Here is a 22744-nt window from a genome sequence, read left to right as displayed (position 1 = left end):
TCGGCCGTGACGTCATCCGTGCCTACCCGTCCTCGGGGCGGTAATTCCTTTGCCGCTGCCGCGCCTGCACCGGAGGATTGCGGCGTGAGCAGCAGATTGCGCGAGATCGCGCGGGAGAACGCGCTGATCGTGGCGGCCGGCGGGTACCGGACGCGGTCGGGGCGGCAGGTCTCCCTCGCCGCCGACCTGGCGGAAGCCAGGGCCGGAACCAGAATATATGGGCCAAACCCGGTCATTCCAGACGGGGAGTCCGTCAGGGGGAGCCTCCCGACGGCCTTCGAGGTCACGGGGGAGAGCAGCACGGTCGCAGCGCGTCGCCTGGCGGGGGAGACCGGCCGGGGCGCGGTCGCGGTGCTGAACTTCGCCTCGGCCCGCAATCCCGGGGGCGGGTACGTCCGCGGGGCGAAGGCGCAGGAGGAGGCGCTGTGCCGGGCGTCGGCGCTCTACGAGACCCTGCTGGAGGCCCCGGAGTACTACGAGGCCCACCGCGCGGGCAGGAGCACCTTCTACACCGACCGGGTGATCCACTCGCCCGGGGTGCCGGTGTTCCGCGACGACCGGGGCGAGCTGCTGGAGACCCCGTTCCGGGTCGGGTTCCTCACCTCCCCGGCCCCCAACGCGGGCACGATCCGCCGCCAGGAGCCGGAGCGCGCCCTCGAGATCCCGGCGGCCCTGGCCCGGCGCGCCGGCCGGGTCCTGGAGGTGGCCGCCCTGCACGGCTACCGGCAGCTGGTCCTGGGGGCCTGGGGGTGCGGGGTGTTCCGGAACGACCCGGAGGAGGTGGCGCAGGCCTTCCGGCGCCCGCTGACGGGCCGCTTCGCCGGGACCTTCGACCGGGTCGTCTTCGCCGTCCTGGACCGCGACCCCGCCCCCCGCGAAGCCTTCGCCAGGGCCTTCGCCCGGGCCTGAGCCCCGGGACGGGCGGCGCCGCCCGGCTACTGCCAGCCGTACCGCTCGCGCAGCCGGTCCGCCACCAGCCCGAAGCGGCCCCGGTCCAGCGCGCACGCCTCGCGCCGCATCCCCGCCTCGTGGACCCGCAGCACCCGGTCCAGGTCCACCCACGACTCCCGCCCGGCGGAGTCCCACGGACCGGCGCCGATCGGGACCCACTCCCGGTCGGCGTCGTGCCGCTTGCTGGACAGCTGCACGGCGAGCAGGGTCGCCCCACTCGCCTCACGAGCCACCACCAGCACCGGACGGTCCTTGCCCCGCCCGTCGTTCTCCTCGAAGGGGACCCAGGTCCACACGATCTCGCCGGGGTCGGGATCCCCGTCCGGGTCGGGCGCGTACTCGGTGCGCACGGGCCCGATCACGAGCGGATCGGCCTCGACGGTCGCACCGAAACCCTCCCGCCCGGGCTGCTCGGCGTGACCGTTTCCGTGATGTGAAAGTGCCGTCATCCGGGGGAGGTTAGCGGGTGTGGTGGCCCGCACCGGCCAAGGGGGCGGCCGACACGGCCGGGAAGAAGGGCACGCCCGGTCCCACCCGCCGTCCGCCGAAGCGGGCCGCCGGTTTGCCGAGCAGCGATGTGCCCGCCTGCCTCTGCCGCCTGAGCCCCTCCCTATGCCTGCCTTAAGCGGAACCTAAGGTTCGTGGGTGGTGTCCCGGAAGGGGGGATTGTCTGTTTCGGGGCGGCTAGCGTGCTGCCGCATACCGACTCCCCAGTAACAGAGGCAGGCACGTCATGGGCAGCACGACCGGTCACCGTCGCAAGGCCAGCGGCAAGGCGAAGGCGGCGGGCGCGATGGTGGTGGCGGTGGTGATCGGTGGCGCGGCCCTCGTGTTCACCGGGACCGCGCAGGCCACCGCCGTCGGCGCCGTGTACACCACCTCCAGCTCCTGGAGCGGCGGTTACACCGGCCAGTACGTCATCACCAACGGAACCGACCGGGCCCAGGCCGACTGGACCCTCCAGTTCGAGCTGCCGGCCGGTACCCGGATCGACTCCCTGTGGAACGGCACCCACACCGTCGACGGGCAGCGCGTCACCGTGAAGCCCGCGAGCTGGAACCGGGAGCTCGCGCCCGGGGCCTCCGTCACCGTCGGGTTCGTGGCGAGCGGGGCCGGCGCTCCCGGCAGCCCGAAGGGGTGCCTGATCAACGGGGTCAAGTGCTCCGTCGACCAGAGCGCCACCCCGCAGCCCAGTGGCCGGCCCACCACCCTCCCGACCCCGGCCCCCACCGCCTCGGCCGCCCCCACGGCGACGGCGACCGCCTCCCCGACGGCCGCCCCCACCGGCAAGCCCACCGCGACCGCGCCGGCGCCCGCGCCCGGAGGCGGCGCGCGCTTCGCCCCGTACGTGGACACCTCCCTCTACCCCGCCTACGACCTGCTCGACACCGCGAACCGCACCGGCGTCAAGGAGTTCCACCTCGCCTTCGTCACCGCCGGCGCCGGCTGCACCCCCCTGTGGGGCGGAGTCACGGACCTGGCGGGCGACAAGGTGGCCGGGCAGATCGGGGCGCTGCGCGCCAAGGGCGGTGACGTCCGGGTGTCGTTCGGCGGGGCCGCCGGCCGCGAGCTGGCGCTCAACTGCACGGGCGCCGACGAGCTCGCGGCGGCGTACGGCAAGGTCGTGGACCAGTACCGGCTCACCAAGGTCGACTTCGACATCGAGGGCGCGGCCCTGCCCGACACCGCCGCCAACACCCGCCGCGCCCAGGCCATAGCCCGGCTGCAGAAGTCCCACCCCGGCCTGGACGTGGCGTTCACCCTGCCCGTGATGCCCGAGGGGCTGACCCAGCCGGGTGTGGCCCTGCTCGCCGACGCCCGCAGGAACGGCGTGCGGATCGACTCGGTCAACATCATGGCGATGGACTACGGCCCGGCGTACGCCGGGGACATGGGGCAGTACGCCGTCCAGGCCGCGACGGCGACCCAGGCCCAGCTGAAGGGAGTCCTCGGGCTGTCCGACCAGGCGGCCTGGAAGGCCGTGGCCGTCACCCCGATGATCGGCGTCAACGACGTCGCGTCGGAGGTCTTCTCGGTCTCCGACGCGACGCAGCTCGTCGAGTTCGCCTCGGCGAAGGGCATCGGCCGGCTGGCCATGTGGTCCGCGGCCCGCGACAAGCAGTGCCCCGCGGGCACCCTGGACCACGCGGACGCCACGTGCAGCTCGGTCCTCCAGCAGCCGCTGGCCTTCACCAAGGCGTTCGGCGCCCTGCGCTAGGCCGTTTTTACGGATCTCGCCTGACCCGCGCCGCCCGGCACCGCACCTCGCCGCGCTGTCGGGGCACCCGGGTACGTCCGGTACGCGGGAGCCTCTCCGCCTTGCGATGCACGGCGCCGGGCGACGCGGGCCTGACCGGCAGGATCCGAAGGAGGCGGCCTAACCGCCGGAGGACCTGAGGACCTCCAGCACCTGGGCCGTGATCGCGGTCTCGTTCCCCTCGAACTCCGGCCCGGTCAGCCGGTCCGCCTCGGCGGGCAGGCCGGTCAGGACGGGGGTGTGGAGGTGGCCGCCGGGCAGGGCGGGGCGCAGTTCCAGCCGGAGCCGGTTGGAGCGGTAGGCGACCTCGTTGGAGAGGTAGCCCCCGCCCCCGCCCGCGACGGCGCGGGAGCCGGGCGTCGGTCCGTCCTCGCGGTCCACCGGCGCCGCCGACCCGGCCGGTATCTCGGTCACGGCGGTGTTGAGCCGTACGGGGTAGGGCGCCTGGACCGCGGTCATGGCGTCCGTGGGCAGGCTGGTGCGCAGGAACTCCGCCCCGGGGCCGAGTCCCGGCGCGGTGGCCGGGTTCTCCCGGGTGCCGCCCGACAGGGCCCGGACGTTGTCCGGGTACGGGTCGGCGGAGCGGTTGCGGCCCGCCCAGGCCTCCAGGGTGAAGAGGCCGGGGTAGCCCTGGCTGATGCTGGTGATCATGTCGGCGGAGCGCGGGCCCGCCACCAGCCGGGGTCCGTAGGCCCGTTCGACGATCCCGGCGTCGAAGTCGGCGTAGCGGACCGGCAGGACGACGGCCCGGATCTCGGCGGCGGTGCCGTCGGTCAGGGTGACGCGGCGTCCGTTGAGCTGGAGGGCGGCCGAGCCGGAGGGGTTGGCCCGGCGCAGCTCGGTGTCCAGGCCGAAGGGGTCGAACCCGCTCACGAAGATCCGCCGTACGCCCCGGGTGCCGCGGAACTCGTTGTCGGTCAGGCCGCGCGAGGCGTCCTCGAAGCGGGACTTCAGCGCCGCCCGGTCCACCGCGAACCCGGGCCGCCAGCCGTCGAGCCGGACGGTCATCGCGAGCCGGGTCCAGTACAGCGGCCGGTCGTCGCGGTCGGGCAGGTCGCCGCCCGGACGGCGCCCCTGGGCCCGGTTCACGGCGGCCTGCCACAGGGCCTCGCCCCACGCCCCGACCAGCCGCTCCGCCCCGGCGGCGTCGCGTACGCCGCACAGCGCGGCCGGGAAGCGGCGCACGAAGCCGTCGAGCCCGGCGTGCTCCGGGAAGGCGGCGGCCCGGGGGTCGGACAGCCGGCCCTGCTCCGCGTCGGGCCGGGCTGGCGCCTGTGCGCCGGGGGCGGCGGGGCAGGCGGGCGGGGTGTCCGCGCGGGCGGCGGTGGCCGGCAGGAGGGCGGTGACCCCGAGGAGGGCGGCGGCGAGCGCCGCGCGGCGTAAGAACATCATGCCGTGTGACATTACACAGAGGGTGCGGGGTCCGGCAGTACGCCGGCGCGGCCCCGCGGGCGGCCGTGGACGAGGCGGGGCCCCGCCCGCGTACCGCCGGGACCCCGCCCGCGCGACCCGGTGCGGGTCAGTCCGCCGTGGGCCAGTCCCAGCCCAGCTGGAGGAACAGGCCCAGCCGGTCGCTGACCCCGCGGATCTGCGAGATCTTGCCCCCGTCCAGGGTGAACCACCAGATGGCCTCGTTCTCGAAGGACCGGCCGGTCGGCTCCGGCATGCGCGGGTGGGTCCCGCCGTGCGTACCGGACTGGATCACGCGGGCGACGACGCGGTCGTCCTCGACCACCAGCTCCTCCACCCGGATGGCCAGCGGATCGAACGCCGCGAGCTGCTGGCGCAGGCCCTCGAAGGCCGCGCCCGGCTCGTCGGGCTCGCCGTGGATGATCTGGTTGTGGTCGACCACGTCCTGAGCCATGTACGCGGGCAGGTCCTCGGTGCGCCGCTCGTTGACGGCGGTGAAGAAGCCCAGTACCGCCCGCTTGTTGTCGTCCTGCACGCTCATCGCGTGCACCCCCTGTCGATCATGGTGTGGACCAAGTCGCCGTGAGCATAGGCGGACCGGGTATGAGGACGGTCAAGGCCGCGTCAACTGCCGTCAAACACCTGTCTGGTGGGCCGGTCCGCACCGGCCGCCGCCGGTGGCCAGTGCGCCGCCCAGCCCTCCGCCGCCTCCAGCTGCGCCGCCAGCGACAGGAGCCGCGGCTCCGAGTCCGCCGGGCCCAGCAGCTGGGCGCCGACCGGCAGGCCGGCCGGGGTGAAGCCGGCCGGGACGCTGATGCCCGGCCAGCCCAGGACGTTCCACGTCCAGGCGTACGGGCAGGCCGCGATCATCGCCCGGTCGGTGGCCAGCGCCCCCAGCCCCGCCAGGGCCCCGATCCGCAGCGGCCCCGTGGCCGTCGTCGGGGTCAGCACCGCGTCGAAGCGGCCGAACAGCTCCCCGACCCGGCGGCGCAGCGCCGCCTCGGCCCACCGCGAGACCCGCAGCGCCGCCCCGCCCAGCAGCCGCCCCGTGCGCACCGCCCCGTGCGTACGCGGGTCCAGCAGGCGGGGGTCGGGCGCCCGCTCCGCCAGCTCCCGTACGCCGGCGGTGGCGCGGGGGGCGAAGGTGAGGCCGATCGGGCCGTAGCGGGGGTCCTCCGGCACCACCTCGTGCCCCAGCCCCTCCAGCCGTGCGGCCAGCCGCTCCACCGCCGAACGCACCACGGGGTCCGGGGACGTGCCCGCCGTGGCGGTGAAGGCCGTTCCGAAGGACAGCGCGATCCGCATCCGGCCCGGCTGCCGCCCGGCCGCCTCGACCGCCGACACCGGGGCGGGGCGGTGCAGGTCCCCCGGCGCCGGACCGCTCGCCGCGTCCAGCAGCAGCGCCGCGTCCGCGACCGTACGGGCCAGCACGCCGTTGACCGTGAGGCCGTGGAAGGCCTCGGGCTCCGGCCACGTCGAGATCCGCCCCCGCTGGGGCTTCACCCCCACCAGGTGCGTCCAGGCCGCGGGGATCCGCACCGACCCCGCCCCGTCGGACCCCAGCGCCGCCGGCACCAGCCCCGCCGCCACGGCCGCCGCCGAACCGCCCGAGGAGCCGCCCGGGGTGTACGCCGTGTCCCACGGGTTGCGGGTCGCACCGAAGGCGGGCCCCTCGGTGAAGGGCCACTGGCCCAGCTCGGGCGTCTGCGTCTTGCCCACGACGACCGCCCCGGCCGCACGCAGCCGGCGCACCGCCTCGCCGTCGGCCCGCTTCGGCGGGAAGTCCCCCGCGCACCCGAACGCCGTCGGCTCCCCGGCGACGTCCATGTCGTCCTTGACGGCGACGGGCACGCCCAGCAGCGGCAGCCGCTCCCCGCGGGCCAGCCGCCGGTCGGCGGCCTCGGCCTCGGCCAGCGCGGCCTCGGCGCGGACGATCCGGAAGGCGTTGAGGGAGGACTGCGAGGCCGCGATCCGCGCGAGTGAACGCTCCGTCAACTGCCGTGCCGTCACGTGCCCTTCGGCCAGCGCGGCCGCCATCTCCCCGAGCCCCGACACGACGTCCCCCACGGACAACCTCCCCCTACCGACCGGTAATACCGACGGTAAGGGCAAGGGGCCCGCCAGGACCAGGCCCGGCCCCACCCGCGTGCCCCCGGGGCGCTCTCCCCGGTCCGGAAAAAATCTTCGGCGGGCCTGTCGAGAACGCGGCGCCGGCTCCGTCCCAGGGGTGAGCGCGGCCAGAATGGACGCGTCGGACCGGATCGAGGAGAACCGTCATGGCCAAGTACCTGTTGCTCAAGCACTACCGCGGCGCCCCGGCCCCGAGCAACGACGTCCCCATGGACCGCTGGACCCCGCAGGAGGTCTCCGCGCACATCCGGTACATGCGCGACTTCGCCGCGAAGCTGGAGGAGACCGGCGAGTTCGTCGACGCCCAGGCCCTCGCCCCGGAGGGCACCTGGGTCCGCTACGACGGCGAAGGGCGCCCGCCCGTCACCGACGGCCCGTTCGCCGAGACCAAGGACCTGATCGCCGGCTGGATGGTGATCGACGTGGACACCCACGACCGGGCCCTGGAGCTCGCGGCCGAGCTGTCGGCGGCCCCCGGTGCGGGCGGCCGGCCGATCCACGAGTGGCTGGAGCTGCGCCCCTTCATGTCCGAGCCGCCCACGATCACGGAGTGACCGGACCCCGATGACCGCCCCCCGCCCCCGCCCCGCCCCGGACCCCGCCGTCCCGGGCGGGGCCCCGCCGCGCCCCGTCGACGAGGCCCTGCTGCGGGAGCTCACCCCGGCCGTCCTCGGCATCCTCGTCCGGCGCGGCGCCGACTTCGCGACGGCCGAGGACGCCGTGCAGGAAGCCCTCCTCGACGCCGTCCGCGCCTGGCCCGCCGACCCGCCCCGCGACCCGCGGGGCTGGCTCGTCACCGCCGCCTGGCGCCGCTTCCTCGACGCGACCCGCGCCGACGCGGCCCGCCGGCGCCGCGAGGAGCTCGTCGACCGCGAACCGGAGCCGGGCCCCGCGTCCGGCACCGACGACACCCTCGGCCTCTACTTCCTGTGCGCGCACCCCGCCCTCTCCCCGTCCTCGGCCGTCGCCCTCACCCTGCGGGCCGTCGGCGGGCTCACCACCCGCCAGATCGCCCGCGCCTACCTCGTGCCCGAGGCGACCATGGCGCAGCGCATCAGCCGCGCCAAGCGGACCGTCTCCGGCGTCCGGCTCGACCGGCCCGGCGACGTCGGGACGGTGCTGCGCGTCCTCTACCTCGTCTTCAACGAGGGGTACTCGGGGGACGTCGACCTCGCCGCCGAGGCCATCCGCCTCACCCGCCGGCTCGCCGCCGCCGTCGACCACCCCGAGCCGGCCGGACTGCTCGCGCTGATGCTGCTCCACCACGCCCGCCGCCCCTCCCGGACCGCCCCCGACGGCAGCCTGGTCCCGCTCGCCGAACAGGACCGCGGCCGCTGGGACACGGCGGCCATCGCCGAGGGCATCGGGATCCTGCACGGCGCGCTGGCCCGCGACCGGCTCGGCGAGTACCAGGCCCAGGCCGCGATCGCCGCCCTGCACGCCGACGCCCCCACGGCCGCGGAGACCGACTGGCCGCAGATCGTCGAGTGGTACGACGAACTCGTCCGCCTCACCGGCAGCCCCGTCGCCCGCCTCAACCGGGCCGTGGCCGTGGGGGAGGCCGACGGGCCGCGCGCCGGCCTCGCCGCGCTGGCCGGGCTCGACCCCGGACTGCCCCGCCACACCGCCGTCGCCGCCTGGCTGCACGAGCGCGACGGCGACCGGGCCGGCGCCGCCCGGCTCTACGCGGAGGCCGCCCACCAGGCCCCGACCCTCGCCGAGCGGGCCCACCTCACCCGGCAGGCGGCCCGCCTCAACGCCGGGCCGGCCGGCCCCGCCTGAGGCGGGCCCGTTTCAGGCCAACCGCCGGAGCCCGGGCCCGGCCGGTCTGGAAGGATGCGACGGCCATGTCTGACTCAACGACCCCGCCTACCCCGCCGAACCCGCCGACCAGCGCCGACGTGGCCCGGCTCGCCGGCGTCTCGCGCGCCACGGTCTCGTACGTCCTCAACAACGCGGAGGCCGTACGGATCAGCGAGCCGACGCGCCGCAAGGTCCGTGCGGCCGCCGAGGAACTGGGCTACGTCCCGCACGCCGCGGCCCGCAGCCTGCGCGCCGGACACACCCGCATCGTGCTGCTGCCCACCGCGCACGTCCCGGCCGGCCCCCTGTACAGCGCCTTCCTCGACGATCTCCAGCGGGCCCTGCGCCGCCTCGACTACACCGTCGTGCAGTACGGCAGCGTCGGTCTCGGCGGCGAAGAGGCCGTCCGCGCGTGGGCCGAGCTGCGGCCCGTCGCCGTGATCTCCCTCGGTGGGATCGCCCTCTCCCCGCACCACGTCGACACCCTCAAACGGGCCGGCGCGCGCGCCGTGGTCACCCTCGGTCCGCAGCGGGTGGCGGGAGCGCACGCGCTGGTGATGGACCAGGCCGAGGTCGGCGCCCGGGCCGCCGCCCACCTGGTCGCACGGGGCCGCCGCCGGATCGGGGTGGTCGTCCCGGAGGAACCGGGCCTGGACCTGTTCTCCGGGCCCCGGCTGGCGGGGGCCCGCGCGACGCCGCACGCGGAGGTCGTGCCGCTGGGCCTGGCCTACACCGAGGAGTCGGCCGCGGCGCTGGCCGCGCGGTGGGGGGAGCTGGGGCTGGACGCGGTGTTCGCCTACAACGACGAGTACGCGGTCCTGCTGCTGCGGGCGCTGCTGGACGCGGGGCTGAGGGTGCCGCGGGACGTCGCCGTGATGGGGGCCGACGACCTGCTGATCGCCCGGCTGGTGCGGCCGCGGCTGAGCTCGGTGCGGATCGAGATGCCGAGCGGGGAGCGGTTGGCGGGGCTGGTGGACCGGGCCGTACGGGTGCCGTCGGCGATCGCGGAACGGCACGAACTGATGGGCGCGTCCGCCGTCCCACGCGACTCGACCTGACCGTTGCGGGTCCCGCTGCGCGGGGCCGCTCCCCGCCCCGGCCTCCCGTCCGTCCCCCGGGCCGCGCCCGGACCCCCGGCGCCGCGCGCGCCGACGGGGCCGGATGCGGCCGGGCCCGGTCCCGGGACCCCGTTGACACGCGGTGATGCCGCGGCGGAGACTGCGGGCGCGCCCCACCGGGCGTGCCCGGCGGTGCGGCCCGGTGCCCACATCGGCGCCGGCGCGCCGCCGACCGTACGGAGTCGCCCAGGAGAGCCCCCATGAGCATCCGCACCGTCCGCGACGTCTACGTCGTCGACGCCGTCCGCACCCCCATCGGCAAGTTCGGCGGAGCCCTCGCCGGAGTCCGCCCCGACGACCTCGCGGCCCACGTGGTCCGCGCCCTCGTCGACCGGACCCCCGACCTCGACCCGGCCCGCATCGACGACGTGGTCTTCGGGGACGCCAACGGAGCGGGCGAGGACAACCGCGACGTGGCCCGCATGGCCGTGCTCCTCGCCGGGCTGCCGGTCAGCGTCCCCGGCGCCACCGTCAACCGCCTCTGCGGCTCCGGCCTCGAAGCCGTGATCCAGGCGGCCCGCGCCATCGCCCTCGGCGACGCCTCCGTGGCCATCGCCGGCGGCGTCGAGTCGATGACCCGCGCCCCCTGGGTGGTGCAGAAGCCCGAGCGCGCGCACCCCGCCGGGCACCAGCAGATGTGGTCGACCACCCTCGGCTGGCGGATGACCAACCCCCGCATGCCCGCGGAATGGACCGGCTCGCTCGGCGAGGGCGCCGAGCTCATCGCCGAGAAGCACGGCATCACCCGGGAGGCCCAGGACGCCTTCGCCCTCGACAGCCACCGCAAGGCCGCCGCGGCGTGGACGGCCGGCCTGTACGACGACGAGGTCGTCCCGTACCCCGGCGTGGACCTGCTGCGCGACGAGTGCATCCGCGAGGGCTCCACCCCCGAGGCGCTGGCCCGCCTCAAGCCGGCCTTCCGGACGGACGGTTCCGGAACCGTCACGGCCGGCAACGCCTCCCCCCTGAACGACGGCGCCGCCGCCCTCCTGCTCACCGACGAGGCGGGCCTGGCCGCCACCGGCCGCGAGCCGCTCGCCCGGATCAGCGCCTCCGCCGTCACCGGCATCGAGCCGCAGCTCTTCGGCCTCGGCCCGGTCGACGCCGTCCAGCGGGCCCTCGCGAAGGCCGGCCGCGACCTGTCCGACCTGGCCGCCTTCGAGCTCAACGAGGCGTTCGCGGCGCAGGCACTGGGCTGTCTGGCGGCCTGGCCGGAGCTGGACCCCGCCGTGCTCAACCCGCGCGGCGGCGCCATCGCGATCGGGCACCCCCTCGGCGCCTCCGGGGCGCGGCTCGCGGGCTCCGTCGCGCACCAGCTGGCGGCGGCGGGCTCGGGCACCGGCATGGCGGCGCTGTGCATCGGCGTCGGCCAGGGGATCGCCCTGGTCCTGGAACGCTGACCGGCCGCCCCGCCGGCGCGCGGGCCGGCCGCTCCGCCAGGCCGCGGGCCGACCGGACGGCGATCGTTTCCGGACAGGGCGAGGGGTCAACTGCCCAATAACTGAACAGAATCCGGAGACCGGGGTCTGGCACGATGGCGCCTGCCACCGCCGCCCCCCGCCCCGCCCACCCCCTCCGGAGGCCCCGCGCCATGCCACTGCTCGACCCGACACTCTGGCAGGACGGACCCACCCTCACCGGCGGTACGGCCCCGGTCGTCGAACCCGCGACCGGCCGTACCCTCGCCACGCTCGACCTGGCCGCCCCCGCCGACGTCGCGGAGGCGGCCGTACGGGCGCGGGCCGCGCAGCGCGACTGGGCACGGGCCACCCACCCGGAGCGGGCGGCCGTGCTGCGCCGGGCCGGGGACCTCTTCACGGCGCACGCAGACGAGCTGCGGGACTGGCTGGTCCGGGAGTCGGGCTCCATACCCGGCAAGGCCGACTTCGAGCTGCACGTCGCCGCCCAGGAGTGCTACGAGGCCGCCGCGCTGGCCTCGCGGCCGGCCGGACAGGTCCTGCCCAGCGAGGCGCCCCGGCTCTCCTACACCCGCCGCGTCCCGGCGGGGGTGGTCGGGGTGGTGGCGCCCTTCAACGCCCCGCTGATCCTCTCCATGCGCTCGGTCGCGCCCGCCCTCGCCCTCGGCAACGCGGTCCTCCTCAAGCCGGACCGCCGGACGGCCGTCTGCGGAGGCCTCGCGCCGGCCGCCGTGTTCGCCGCCGCCGGACTCCCGGCCGGGCTGCTCCACGTCCTGCCCGGCGGCGCCGCGACGGGCGCCGCGGTGGTGTCCGACCCCCGCGTGCGCGTCGTCTCCTTCACCGGGTCCACCACCGCGGGCCGGGCCGTCGGGGAACTGGCGGGACGTCACCTCAAGCGGGCGCACCTGGAGTTGGGCGGCAACTCGGCCCTCGTCGTACTCGCCGACGCCGACGTCGAGGCCGCCGTCGCGCAGGCCTCCTGGGGCTCCTTCTTCCACCAGGGCCAGATCTGCATGACCGCGGGACGCCACCTCGTCCACGCCTCGCTCTACGACGAGTACGTGGAGCGGCTCGCCGCCCGCGCCGAGGCGCTCGCCGTCGGGGACCCGTACCGCGAGCGCGTGCACCTGGGCCCGCTGCTCGACGGGGCGCAGCTGGAGCGGGTCCACGGCCTGGTCGAGGAGAGCGTGGAGCGGGGCGCCAAGCTGGTCGCCGGGGGCACCCACGAGCGGCTGTTCTACCGGCCGACCGTGCTGGCGGCGGTCTCCGACGACACCCCCGCCTACACCGAGGAGGTCTTCGGCCCGGTGGCGCCCGTCCGCTCCTTCGCGACCGAGGACGAGGCGGTCGAGCTGGCCGCCGCCGGCCCGTACGGGCTCTCCCTGGGCATCGTCACCCGCGACGCGGCCCGCGGCCTGGAGCTGGCCGAGCGCATACCGACCGGCATCGCGCACGTCAACGACCAGACCGTCAACGACGAGGCGGTGGCCCCCTTCGGCGGCGTCGGGGTCTCCGGCACGGGCGCCCGGTTCGGCGGCGAGGCCAACCTCGACGCCTTCACCGAACTGCGCTGGACCACGGTCCGCCGGACCCCGCCCGGTCACCCGTTCTAGGGACGTGCGGCACGGGGCGGAATGCCACGGGGCGGCCGTTCGTTCAAGCAGGACACGCGCAGGACACGTGCAGGACACGCGACACGCGCAGGACACGCGACACGCGCAGGACACGCGGCGACGCAGCGATCAGGAGGTCAGGAAACCGTGGCTACAGTCGAGCTCACCAAGGAGAACTTCGACCGGACGGTCAGCGAGAACCCGTTCGTGCTGATCGACTTCTGGGCGGGCTGGTGCCGCCCCTGCCTCCAGTTCGCCCCGGTCTACGAGAAGGCCTCGGAGGCCAACCCGGACCTGGTGTTCGCCAAGGTGGACACCGAGGCCCAGCAGGAGCTGGCGGCGGCCTTCCAGATCACCTCGATCCCCACCCTGATGATCGTCCGGGACCAGGTGGCCATCTTCGCCCAGCCCGGCGCCCTGCCGGAGAACGCGCTCACCGACCTGATCGGCCAGGCCCGCGCCCTGGACATGGACGAGGTCCGCGAGAAGATCGCCGCGCAGCAGCAGGCGGCGCCCGGCGAGGCCCCCGGCACGCCGGAGGGCTGAGATTGCCGGACGCGGCCCCCGTCCCGCGGGGACACTGGGCGGCATGACCGAAGCGGTGGAGTACGACGTCGTGGTGCTCGGCGGGGGCCCGGCAGGCGAGAACATCGTCGACCGGACCCGTGCCGCCGGGCTGAGCACGGCCCTGGTGGAGAGCGAACTCGTGGGCGGGGAGTGCTCGTACTGGGCCTGCGTCCCCAGCAAGGCCCTGCTGCGCCCGGCGCTGGCCCGCGCAGACGCCCGCCGGGTCCCCGGCCTGGCCGCGGCCGCCTCCGGGCCGCTCGACGCCGAGGCGGTGTTCGCGCACCGCGACTACTGGACGGGCGACTGGAAGGACGGCGGCCAGGTCGACTGGCTCGACTCCATCGGCGCGCACCTCTACCGGGGCCACGGCAGGCTCTACGGCATCCGCAAGGTCGCCGTGACCAGCCCCGAGGGCGTCCACCACGTCCTCTCCGCCCGGCACGCCGTGGTCGTCGCCACCGGCACCAGGCCGGTCGTCCCGGACCTCCCCGGGCTGCACGGGGCCGGGGCGTGGACCAGCCGCGAGGCCACCTCCGCCCGGCACGTCCCCGGCCGGCTGCTGATCGTCGGCGGCTCTGTCGTGGCCTGCGAGATGGCCACCGCCTGGCAGGCGCTGGGCGCGCAGGTGACCGTACTGGCCCGCGGCTCCGGGCTGCTCCCGAGGATGGAGGCCTTCGCCGGGGAGCTGGTCGCCGAGGCCCTGACCGCCGCCGGCGCGGTCGTCCGTACCGGCGTGGCCGTCGAGGCGGTCGTACGGGACGGGCCGACGGGCCCCGTCACCGTGGTCCTGGAGGGCGGCGAGCTGCTGGAGGGCGACGAACTGCTGATGGCCACGGGCCGCGCGCCCCGCACCGAGGACATCGGGCTCGACACGGTCGGCCTGACCCCCGGCGACTGGATCGGCGTCGACGAGAGCTGCCGGGTCGAGGGCCACGACTGGCTGTACGCCGTCGGGGACGTCAACCACCGGGCGCTCCTGACCCACCAGGGCAAGTACCAGGCCCGGATCGCCGGGGCCGCCATCGCCGCCCGCGCGGCCCGGGGGAACGGCGCCCCGGCCCCGGACACCGGCCCCTGGAGCCCGTACGCCGCGACCGCCGACACCGGGGCCGTCCCGCAGGCCGTCTTCACCGACCCCGAGGCCGCGTCCGTCGGCCTGACCCTGGCGGAGGCCCAGCGGTCCGGGCGCCGGGTGCGCGCCGTCGACCACGACCTCGGCAAGGTCTCCGGTGCGGGCCTGTACGCCGACGGCTACCGGGGCCGGGCCCGGATGGTCGTCGACCTCGACCGCGAGGTGCTGCTCGGCGCCACCTTCGTGGGACCGGGCGCCGCCGAGCTGCTGCACGCGGCGACGATCGCCGTCGTCGGGGAGGTCCCGGTCGGGCGGCTGTGGCACGCGGTGCCGGCCTTCCCGACCATCAGCGAGGTCTGGCTGCGGCTGCTGGAGGCCTACCGGGGCTGATCCTCAGGTGCGCAGGTAGGAGGCCCCGTTGACGTCCAGTACCGCGCCCGAGCTCCACCGGGCCGCGGGCGAGGCGAGGTACAGCACGGCGGAGGCGATCTCCTCGGGCTCGGCGACCCGGCCGAAGGGGCTCTGCGCGCGGATCTGCTCGCCCTCCTCGCCCCGGAGCCGGCCGGAGACCCGCTCGGTGGCGACGAAGCCCGGGGCCACCGAGGCCACCGTGATGCCGTGGGGCGCCAGGGAGACGGCCAGGGACTGGCCGAAGGCGTGCAGGGCGGCCTTGGTGGCCCCGTACGCGGGATGGTCGGGCTCGCCGCGGAACGCGCCGCGCGAGCCGACGTTGACGATGTGTCCCGGCCGTCCCTCGTCGATCATCCGGCGGGCCACGCAGTAGCCGGTGTTGACCGCCCCGAAGAGGTTCACCGCCGCCGTGCGCTGCCAGGCCTCCTGCCAGTCGGCGTACGTGGTCGTGGGCAGCGGGTGCGCGATCATCGCGGCGGCGTTGTTCACCAGCACGTCCACCCCGCCGAGCGCGTCCGCGGCTTCGGCGACCAGCTCCTCGACGCGTGCCGGATCCCCCAGGTCACCGGTGACCAGGGTGTGGCCCCGCCCCTCCAGGGCGGCCAGGGTCTCGCGGGCGTCGGAGTGCGGGGCGGAGGCGTGGACGGCGACCCGGTCGCCCTGGCGGGCGAACGCGGCGGCGACGGCCCGGCCGATGCCGCGGGAGGCGCCGGTGACCAGTACGCCCCGGCTCATGCCGCACGCTCCGGGGCCGCGGGGGCGGCCGTCGGGGTGGAGGGGATCGCGGGCAGGGGCATCGGGACTCCTTCGGTGGTCGGCCCGGAGCGCGGCCCGGGGGCCGGTCGGCGGCCGGCCGGCCCCGCCATCTGATCATGAAGCAGCCCCGGATCCCACCCGGATCCCACCCGGATCCCACCCGGATTCCACCCGGATTCCGGCCACGGCAAGGCAGCGACGGCATCGGCACGGCCGCGGCACGGTCACGCACCGGCGCCCGGCCCGCCCGCCGCCCGCGCCAGTACCGCCACGACCTCCTCGTCCGCGGTCTGGGAGAAGTCCCGGTACCACTCGCCGACGGCGCGGAACGCGGGCGGCGCGGAGAGGCAGACCACCTCGTCGGCCGCCCCGCGCAGCCGGTCGACCGCCTCCGGCGGCGCCACCGGGGCGGCCAGCACCACCCGGGCGGCCCCCGAGGCACGGGCGATCGCGCAGGCGGCCGCGGCCGTGGCCCCGGTCGCGATCCCGTCGTCCACGACGACCACCGTCCGGCCGGCGAGCGGTACCCGGGCCCGCCCCTCCCGGTAGCGCAGGGCCCGCCGTTCGAGCTCCGCCTCCTCGGCGCGCTCGACGGAGTCGAGGTCCTCCCGGGAGGCCCGGATGTGGCGGACGACGTCCTCGTTGACGATCCGGACCCCGCCCTCCCCGATGGCGCCGAACCCCAGCTCCCGGTGGCCCGGGACGCCGAGCTTGCGGACCACGATGACGTCGAGCGGGGCGCCGAGCGCCCGCGCCACCTCGTACGCCACGGGCACACCGCCCCGGGGCAGCCCGAGGACGACGGCGTCCGCTCCCGCCAGGTGACGCAGCGCGTCCGCCAGCGCGCGCCCCGCGTCCGCGCGATCGGTGAAGAACCGGCCGGTGGAGGACATGACGGCTCACCCCGTCCCGGGTACCCCCTTCGAACGAACACCGTCCGGGGCGTTCCCGCAACCCGGGGACCCGGAGGCGGAGCCCCGGGCGCCCCCGCCGGCCCCCCGGCCCCGTGGGGTAGGTTGGGCGGCCGGGTCGAACACATGACCCCTGGACGGCAACTGACCGGGCGTCGGGAAACGGGCCGGGGGCGTGCCCCCATCGGCGACGAAGGAGCCACCGTCCGTGATCGTGATAGCGCAGCTCAGTGACGTCCACTTCGACGGGGGTCCCCGGGCCGCCGAGCGCACCCGCGCCGTCATGGAGTACCTGGACGGCCTCCCGTACGACCTGGACGCGGTCCTGGTCAGCGGGGACATCGCCGACAACGGGACCCCGGCGGAGTACGAGCAGGCCCGCAAGGGGCTCGTGTCGCGGCACCCGCTGGTCGTCTGCCCCGGCAACCACGACGAGCGGACCGCCTTCCGGCGCGTCCTGCTGGGCGAGGAGGACCCGTCCGCCGGACCGGTCGACCGGGTGCTGCGCGGCGAGGGCTTCGTCCTCGCCGTGTGCGACTCCTCCGTCCCCGGCGAGCACCACGGCCGCCTGGAGGAGTCCACCCTCGACTGGCTCGACGGGATCCTGGCCGGGACCCCGCGTGACGTGCCGGTCCTGGTCGCCTTCCACCACCCGCCGGTGCCGCTGCACACCCCGTACGTGGACGACATCCGGCAGTTCGGCGAGGAGCGGCTCGCGGCGCTGGCCGGACGCCACCCCCACCTGCTGGCCTTCCTGTGCGGCCACGCGCACACGGCGGCGGCGACCACTTTCGCGGGCCGGCCCCTGCTCGTCGCGCCCGGGGTGGTGTCCACCCTGCGCCTGCCCTGGGAGGAGCCGACGGGCGACCCGCACGTGCACCTCGACGAGCCGCCGGCCGTCGCCTTCCACGTCATCGGTGAGGACGGCCGGCTGACGACCCACTACCGGGTGGTCGTCGACCGCCGGTAGCTGGCGCCGTCCCGGGTCCGGCTGAGGTGTCCCGAGGTGATCAGGTAGCGCCGCAGCGCGGAGCAGTCCTCGTGCACGGTCCGCAGCGCGTCGTTGACCTCGGGCTCGGAGTACGCGCGGTCCGGGGCGAACAGGGTCTCGGCGAGGTGCGCGAGCAGCTGCTCGCGGCGCGCGGCCTTGCGCGGGACGGCGACGAGGCGGCCGCCCGAGAACAGGTCGGACACCCCGCGCGGACCCTTGGGGGCGGACGGCCCGCGCTCGTCGGCGCTCTGCTGATCGATGGTCTGTGACATCCCCCGAGCTTCGCCCGGCCCGGCGGCCCGGGGCAACGCAATATCCGCCGCCGCCCCCCGGAGCGGGAGGCGGCGGCGGACCGGACCGCCGTCAGGGCGTGACGGTGATCTGCTGGGCGGGGTCGGTGGTGTCGGAGACCAGGTAGACCGCGTTGAAGGTGGACGAGGTCGCGCTCGTCGGGCAGCCGAAGCCGCCGGACACCGTCACCGGGACGGACGCGCCGGAGAAGGTCAGGCTCGACGGGGCCCCGTTGGCCCAGGTGGCCGGGACGCTCGCCGGGCCGCCGGGGGCCGCGGTGACGGTACAGGTGGCCAGGCCCGTGGTGTGCACGACCAGACCGCCGGTGGGCACCGTCATGGTGGCCGTGATCGGCGAGCCGTTCTGCATGGAGACCGACCAGGCGCCGCTCGTGGTCACCGTCGGGGTCACGCCCGGCATGCTGGACGTGCAGGAGCTGTAGGTGGGCGGGGAGATCGGCGAGGACACCGGCCCGGCCGCGTTGTGGTTGCCGGGGGCGGCCGGCACCGAGCCGGTGGAGACGGAGACCGAGCAGGTCACGGTCACCGAACCGGCCTTGAGGGTGGCCTTCCCGCTGAGGGACGCCTTGAAGGCGTGCCCGGCCGGGGTGACGGTGGTCGACCCGGCCAGCGGTAACGGAGCGGCGTGGGCGGTGGTGGAGGCCACCGTCAGTGCGGCCGCGGCCGCCATGCCGAGGGCGAGCGCGGTACGCGTACGGCTCATGGCTGTGCTCCTTGGGGATCGGGGTGCGGAGTGGGGGAGCTCCCGGCGGGGGAGGGCCGGGCGGGGGCGGCGGAGCCCCCGGCGCGTGGGGCGGCGTACGGCTGCCAGGCGAACATCAGCCCGCCGCCGAGGATGCCGAGCAGGGTGCCGATCAGGAACCCGCCGAGGTTCGACAGCACCAGCGCGGCGGTGGCGATCAGGGTGGTGAGGACGCCGGCGAGGGCGCGCTGGCGGGGTGAGAGCCAGGCGGTGAGACCGAGGACGATCATGATGATGCCCATCAGGACGGACGGGATCCCCGCGATGCCCTGCTGGAGCATGATCTTCAGTGGTGCCAGCGGAAGGACGCAGATCCACGCCCCGGCCAGGACGGCGAAGAGGCCGCCCCAGAAGGGCCTGCCGCGCCGCCACCGCCGCCAGCGGCTCAGAAGCATTCCTTCTTTCCCTTGCTGATGTTCATGCTCAGCCCGGAGAGCTTGAAGGTGCCGGCGTTGGTCGCCCACGCCGTCTGCTGGAGGCTGCTGATGCTGACCTTGTCCGCCTGCTGGGCGAAGAGGTCCTGCATGCCCTGGGCCTCGGCCGGGCCCTTGTCCAGGGTGGAGGCGTCGCGCCCGATCTCGATGTTCGTGAACTCGGCGTCGCCGGCGAGCTGGGTGGCGTCCACGAACAGGTTGGAGGCCTCGACCGGGGCCTTCTGGCCGGCGGTCAGGTTCAGGGAGATGTCCCCGATGACCGGGAGGGTGGTGACCACCGACTGGCAGAGGCTGTGCAGCTTGGCCTCCTTGATGGCGGTGACGGCCACCGGGATCAGCTCCTGGCGGGCGTTGACGTCGACGCTGCCGTACTGGGCGAAGCCCTCGCCCTCCAGGCTCGTCGCCGACACCTTGAACTGCTGGCCCGACACCGCGAAGGAGGCGGCGAGGGCGCCCTGCGCGAGGGCGACGCCCAGTCCCGCGGTCACCGCCACGGCCGGCACGGTCAGCAGCGCGAACTTGCGCCAGCGGACCCGGCCCTCCACTCTTCCGGCGGACTCGTCATCTGAATCGAATACGGGTAAGGACGGTGAATCTGCCATGAGATCGTCCCTTATCTCGGCTGTGCACCTTTGTTACCGACGAGTTGAATGTAAGAGTGCCAATGGTGGTTGGCAAGGTTGTGCGAGTGCACCCTTTAGGCCGACTCCTACTGCTCCGTACGCAGCAGTTCGGCGACCTCCGCCTCCACCCGCCGCCCCATCGCCCGGGCGAACTCCGTGGCCACCACCTCACCAGCCACCGGCCGCAGCGCCGCCACCGCCTCCCGGACGTGATCCAGCTGGGTGGCCGAAAGCCGCCCCAGCCCCTCCGGGCCGATCACATGCCTGCGGAACAGGCCGACGAACCGGTCCGCCAGCGCGGCCGCCTGGTCCTGCACGAACTCCCCGGCGTCCAGGATCTCCGCCAGCGGCATCCCCTGCCGCACCAGCGCCACCGTCGCCTCCAGCAGCTGCCGGCTCGGATACGTCACCCGGTCCCCGTCGACCCGTACGTACCCCAGTTCGGCCGCCCGCCGGGTGTGCTCGGCCGTCGCCCCCGGGCCGAACAGCTCGCGCAGCTCGGCCCGGGTCATCGTCACCGGCTCCTCGCGCACCCAGTCCCGCGTCATCTCCCGCTCCAGGCCCAGGAGCTGGGAGATCCCGCCGCCCTGCTCCCAGGCCGCCAGCAGCTCGCCGATGCCGTTGACCGTGTAGCCGCGCCCCAGCAGGTCGCTGATCAGCCGCAGCCGGGTCAGGTGGTCGTCGGAGTACCAGGCGATCCGGCCCTCCCGGCGCGGCGGGGGCAGCAGCCCGCGCTCCTGGTAGTAGCGCAGGTTGCGCACCTTGACCCCGGCCGCCCGGGCCACCTCCTCCCGGCGCCAGCGCCGCCGCCCGTCCCCGCCGTACGTCCCCGCCCCAGTGCTCACGCGGCCGAGTGTAGGACCTACCGGCGGGTGTACCGGCAGGTCACATGGCGGGGCGACGGCCGGGGCGCGGGGCGGGGCGCCGGTGCGTCACCTGCCGTGCTGGCGCGCCTCGCGCTTGACGGCCCGCAGCACCACGAACCGCGGTTCGCTCGCGACGACTTCGCTGTTGCCGAAGAGCCGGCGCAGGTGGGTGTGGTAGCCCATGTGCCGGTTGGCGACCACCCACAGCTCCCCGCCCGGGCGCAACGCCTTGCGCGACTGCGCGAACATGCGCAGCGCCGTCGCGTCCGTGGTCGCCTGGTGCGAGTGGAAGGGCGGGTTGTTGAGGATCAGGTCCACCGAGGAGGGCGGCAGCATGGCCACCCCGTCGCCGACGAGGAACTCCGCCGTCCGCCTGCCCGGGCGGACGGCGGCCTCGTAGGTGGCCCGCGCCGAGGCGACCGCCTGGTACGACTCGTCCGTGAACACGACCTCGGCGTCGGGGTCGGCCACCTGGACCGCGGTGCCGACGACCCCGTTGCCGCAGCCGAGGTCCACGACCCGGGCCCCGTCGGTGTTGGTGGGGATGCTCTGGAGGAAGAAGCGGGTGCCGACGTCCAGCCGGTCGGCGCAGAAGATCCCGGCGTGGTTGACCACGGTCAGCCCGGCGCCCGAGCCCCCGTCCTGGTCCACCGTGTAGGTCAGCGGCCACGGCGAGGTGCCGGCGGCGGCCAGCAGCGCGGGATCCGGGGTGCAGAAGATCAGCCGGGCCTTCTTCTCCGCGAGGGAGGTGCGCGTCGGTCCGACGATCCGCTCGAAGAGGTCCAGGGTGGAGGTGTGGATCTCCTTGACCATGCCGGCGCCCACGACCACCGTGCCCTCGTGCAGGTGCGGGGCCAGGCGCAGGAGCTGGTCCTCCAGCAGCGCCAGGCTCTTGGGCACCCGGACGAGCAGGACGTCGATCCGCGACGGCGGCTCGTCCCGCGTGGTCAGCAGGGTCACCGTGGACTTGGCGGTGCCGATGCCGGCCCGGTCCAGGTTCGCCTCGGTGGCGGCCCGGGCCAGCGCGGAGTCGGTGATCTGGGCCGGGTGGTGGGCGGCCAGGGCCGTCGTCAGCGCACCCCAGCGGTCGCCGACGACGGTGATCTGCCCGGCGCCGGCCAGGTCCACCGGGCCGCGCTCGCCGGTACCGGCGTCGAGGTGGCGCAGCAGGTACTCGTCGGCGGCGTCCCAGGCGCGGAGCCGGTCGCGCGGGTCGGCGGGGAAGCGGGTGAGTTCGTAGGAGCCGAAAGGCGTGGTCAGGCGGTTCATATCGGACCCAGGCTAGCCGAGGCGGCCGCCGGCCCCCGCACGCCGCGTCATTCCGCGGAAAGGAACCGAGCAACGGCACCCCGCGGGACTACCTTGTCCCGTATGAGCAATCTCGATCGCCAGCCCGCGCTCTCCTCCTGCGGCGGCCGCGGCTTCGTGGTGGCCGAACCGGTACGGGAGCTCCTCAGCCCGCGCACGGTCAGGCTGGGGGAGTCCACCGAGGTCCGCCGACTCCTGCCGAACCTGGGCCGCCGCATGGTGGGCGCCTGGTGCTTCGTCGACCACTACGGCCCCGACGACATCGCCGACGAGCCCGGCATGCAGGTGGCCCCCCACCCCCACGCCGGCCTGCAGACCGTGAGCTGGCTGCACGAGGGCGAGGTGCTGCACCGCGACAGCGTCGGCAGCCTCGCCACGATCCGCCCGCGCGAGCTGGGCCTGATGACCTCCGGGCGGGGCATCAGCCACTCCGAGGAGAGCCCGCGCCCGCACGCCCGCTTCCTGCACGGCGCGCAGCTGTGGGTGGCCCTGCCCGACGCCCACCGCGACGTCGCCCCGCACTTCCAGCACCACCCGGACCTCCCGCAGGTCACGGCCCCCGGGCTGAACGCGACGGTCATCCTCGGCACCCTGGACACCGCGACCTCCCCGGGCACCGCGTACACCCCCATCGTCGGCGCCGACCTCGCCCTGACCGCCGGCACCGAGACCCGCCTCCCGCTCGACCCGGACTTCGAGTACGCGGTCCTCTCCATGTCCGGCGAGGCCCACGCCGACGGCGTCCCCCTCCTCCCGGGCTCGATGCTCTACCTGGGCTGCGGCCGCACCGAACTCCCCCTGCGCGCCACCTCGGACGCGGGCCTGATGCTGCTGGGCGGCGAGCCGTTCGAGGAGGAGATCGTCACGTTCTGGAACTGGATCGGGCGCTCCCACGAGGAGATCGTCCAGGCCCGCGAGGACTGGGCGACCGGCACCCGCTTCGGCGAGGTCAAGGGCTACGACGGCCCCCCGATCCCGGCTCCCGAGCTCCCGCCGGGGTCGCTGAAGGCCCGTGGGCGAGTACGCTGACCTGCACGTTTTTAGTTCGGTCC

The 22744-nt window shown here is 75.4% G+C and carries 22 protein-coding genes and 1 pseudogene; 11 read left to right on the top strand and 12 right to left on the bottom strand.

Features of this window, described 5'->3' with window-relative positions; genetic code table 11:
- Positions 1–84 precede the first annotated feature (84 nt).
- A complete protein-coding gene (locus tag AB0469_RS00545) occupies positions 85–909 on the top strand; it encodes a TIGR02452 family protein (RefSeq protein WP_366449071.1) in 825 nt (274 codons plus the stop codon).
- A gap of 26 nt (positions 910–935) precedes the next feature.
- Here AB0469_RS00545 and AB0469_RS00540 read toward each other — a convergent pair whose 3' ends face one another.
- Positions 936–1400: a type II toxin-antitoxin system PemK/MazF family toxin gene (locus AB0469_RS00540; RefSeq protein WP_366449070.1), complete on the bottom strand. Its 465-nt coding sequence runs from the start codon at positions 1398–1400 to the stop codon at positions 936–938.
- 284 nt (positions 1401–1684) lie between these two features.
- Here AB0469_RS00540 and AB0469_RS00535 point away from each other — a divergent pair, with 284 nt between their 5' ends.
- A complete protein-coding gene (locus tag AB0469_RS00535; protein WP_366449069.1) occupies positions 1685–3169 on the top strand; it encodes a cellulose binding domain-containing protein in 1485 nt (494 codons plus the stop codon).
- A 159-nt stretch (positions 3170–3328) separates the two neighbouring features.
- Here AB0469_RS00535 and AB0469_RS00530 read toward each other — a convergent pair whose 3' ends face one another.
- From AB0469_RS00530 to AB0469_RS00520, 3 genes are all read right to left on the bottom strand, one after another.
- Positions 3329–4600, bottom strand: a complete 1272-nt coding sequence (locus AB0469_RS00530; RefSeq protein ID WP_366449068.1) for a pyroglutamyl peptidase — start codon at positions 4598–4600, stop codon at positions 3329–3331.
- Positions 4601–4727: 127 nt separating this feature from the next.
- A complete protein-coding gene (locus AB0469_RS00525; RefSeq protein WP_366449067.1) occupies positions 4728–5159 on the bottom strand; it encodes an ester cyclase in 432 nt (143 codons plus the stop codon).
- An 83-nt stretch (positions 5160–5242) separates the two neighbouring features.
- The gene (locus AB0469_RS00520; RefSeq protein WP_366449066.1) at positions 5243–6685 is read right to left on the bottom strand and encodes an amidase; all 1443 of its coding nucleotides are present in this window, start codon (positions 6683–6685) and stop codon (positions 5243–5245) included.
- 209 nt (positions 6686–6894) lie between these two features.
- Here AB0469_RS00520 and AB0469_RS00515 point away from each other — a divergent pair, with 209 nt between their 5' ends.
- The 7 genes from AB0469_RS00515 to AB0469_RS00485 all read left to right on the top strand — a co-directional run bounded on the left by AB0469_RS00515 (position 6895) and on the right by AB0469_RS00485 (position 14729).
- The gene (locus tag AB0469_RS00515) at positions 6895–7302 is read left to right on the top strand and encodes a YciI family protein (RefSeq protein WP_366449065.1); all 408 of its coding nucleotides are present in this window, start codon (positions 6895–6897) and stop codon (positions 7300–7302) included.
- A 10-nt stretch (positions 7303–7312) separates the two neighbouring features.
- A complete protein-coding gene (locus tag AB0469_RS00510; RefSeq protein WP_366449064.1) occupies positions 7313–8530 on the top strand; it encodes a DUF6596 domain-containing protein in 1218 nt (405 codons plus the stop codon).
- A gap of 65 nt (positions 8531–8595) precedes the next feature.
- Positions 8596–9609, top strand: coding sequence for a LacI family DNA-binding transcriptional regulator (locus AB0469_RS00505; RefSeq protein ID WP_366449063.1), 1014 nt, complete (start codon positions 8596–8598; stop codon positions 9607–9609).
- Positions 9610–9869: 260 nt separating this feature from the next.
- Complete coding sequence (locus AB0469_RS00500) at positions 9870–11069, top strand: thiolase family protein (RefSeq protein ID WP_366449062.1); 1200 nt, start codon at positions 9870–9872, stop codon at positions 11067–11069.
- A gap of 191 nt (positions 11070–11260) precedes the next feature.
- Positions 11261–12700 (top strand): aldehyde dehydrogenase family protein, encoded by a 1440-nt coding sequence (locus AB0469_RS00495; RefSeq protein ID WP_366449061.1) that lies wholly within the window; start codon positions 11261–11263, stop codon positions 12698–12700.
- Positions 12701–12847: 147 nt separating this feature from the next.
- On the top strand, positions 12848–13246 hold the full coding sequence (locus AB0469_RS00490; RefSeq protein WP_366449060.1) for a thioredoxin family protein: 399 nt from the start codon (positions 12848–12850) through the stop codon (positions 13244–13246).
- A gap of 43 nt (positions 13247–13289) precedes the next feature.
- Positions 13290–14729: an NAD(P)/FAD-dependent oxidoreductase gene (locus AB0469_RS00485; protein ID WP_366449059.1), complete on the top strand. Its 1440-nt coding sequence runs from the start codon at positions 13290–13292 to the stop codon at positions 14727–14729.
- Between the two features lie 3 nt (positions 14730–14732).
- On the opposite strand, the gene AB0469_RS00480 is transcribed toward AB0469_RS00485, so the two are convergent.
- The gene (locus tag AB0469_RS00480; RefSeq protein ID WP_366449058.1) at positions 14733–15485 is read right to left on the bottom strand and encodes an SDR family oxidoreductase; all 753 of its coding nucleotides are present in this window, start codon (positions 15483–15485) and stop codon (positions 14733–14735) included.
- Positions 15486–15754: 269 nt separating this feature from the next.
- Positions 15755–16399: pseudogene (locus AB0469_RS00475) on the bottom strand (phosphoribosyltransferase family protein); the annotation flags it as partial.
- 226 nt (positions 16400–16625) lie between these two features.
- On the opposite strand from AB0469_RS00475, the gene AB0469_RS00470 reads away from it, so the two are divergent.
- Positions 16626–17387, top strand: coding sequence for a metallophosphoesterase (locus AB0469_RS00470; protein ID WP_366449057.1), 762 nt, complete (start codon positions 16626–16628; stop codon positions 17385–17387).
- Here the strand turns inward: AB0469_RS00470 and AB0469_RS00465 are convergent.
- The 6 genes from AB0469_RS00465 to AB0469_RS00440 form a co-directional block, all read right to left on the bottom strand.
- Positions 17360–17680 carry a DUF2087 domain-containing protein gene (locus tag AB0469_RS00465; protein WP_366449056.1) on the bottom strand — a complete coding sequence of 107 codons (321 nt, stop codon included), beginning with the start codon at positions 17678–17680 and terminating at the stop codon, positions 17360–17362. The genes AB0469_RS00470 and AB0469_RS00465 overlap by 28 nt on opposite strands.
- 91 nt (positions 17681–17771) lie before the next feature.
- Positions 17772–18422 (bottom strand): hypothetical protein, encoded by a 651-nt coding sequence (locus AB0469_RS00460; RefSeq protein WP_366449055.1) that lies wholly within the window; start codon positions 18420–18422, stop codon positions 17772–17774.
- Complete coding sequence (locus tag AB0469_RS00455; protein ID WP_366449054.1) at positions 18419–18856, bottom strand: DUF6114 domain-containing protein; 438 nt, start codon at positions 18854–18856, stop codon at positions 18419–18421. Before AB0469_RS00455 ends, AB0469_RS00460 begins: the two co-directional genes overlap by 4 nt.
- On the bottom strand, positions 18847–19497 hold the full coding sequence (locus tag AB0469_RS00450; RefSeq protein ID WP_366449053.1) for a DUF6230 family protein: 651 nt from the start codon (positions 19495–19497) through the stop codon (positions 18847–18849). Before AB0469_RS00450 ends, AB0469_RS00455 begins: the two co-directional genes overlap by 10 nt.
- Before the next feature lie 107 nt (positions 19498–19604).
- Positions 19605–20363 carry a MerR family transcriptional regulator gene (locus tag AB0469_RS00445; protein WP_366449052.1) on the bottom strand — a complete coding sequence of 253 codons (759 nt, stop codon included), beginning with the start codon at positions 20361–20363 and terminating at the stop codon, positions 19605–19607.
- Between the two features lie 87 nt (positions 20364–20450).
- Complete coding sequence (locus AB0469_RS00440) at positions 20451–21653, bottom strand: methyltransferase (protein ID WP_366449051.1); 1203 nt, start codon at positions 21651–21653, stop codon at positions 20451–20453.
- Positions 21654–21755: 102 nt separating this feature from the next.
- Here AB0469_RS00440 and AB0469_RS00435 point away from each other — a divergent pair, with 102 nt between their 5' ends.
- Positions 21756–22721 carry a pirin family protein gene (locus AB0469_RS00435; protein WP_366449050.1) on the top strand — a complete coding sequence of 322 codons (966 nt, stop codon included), beginning with the start codon at positions 21756–21758 and terminating at the stop codon, positions 22719–22721.
- Positions 22722–22744: the final 23 nt, after the last annotated feature.

Source organism: Streptomyces sp. NPDC093801, assembly GCF_040701585.1.
Taxonomy (GTDB): domain Bacteria; phylum Actinomycetota; class Actinomycetes; order Streptomycetales; family Streptomycetaceae; genus Streptomyces.
This window is presented reverse-complemented; position numbering and strand designations above follow the sequence as displayed.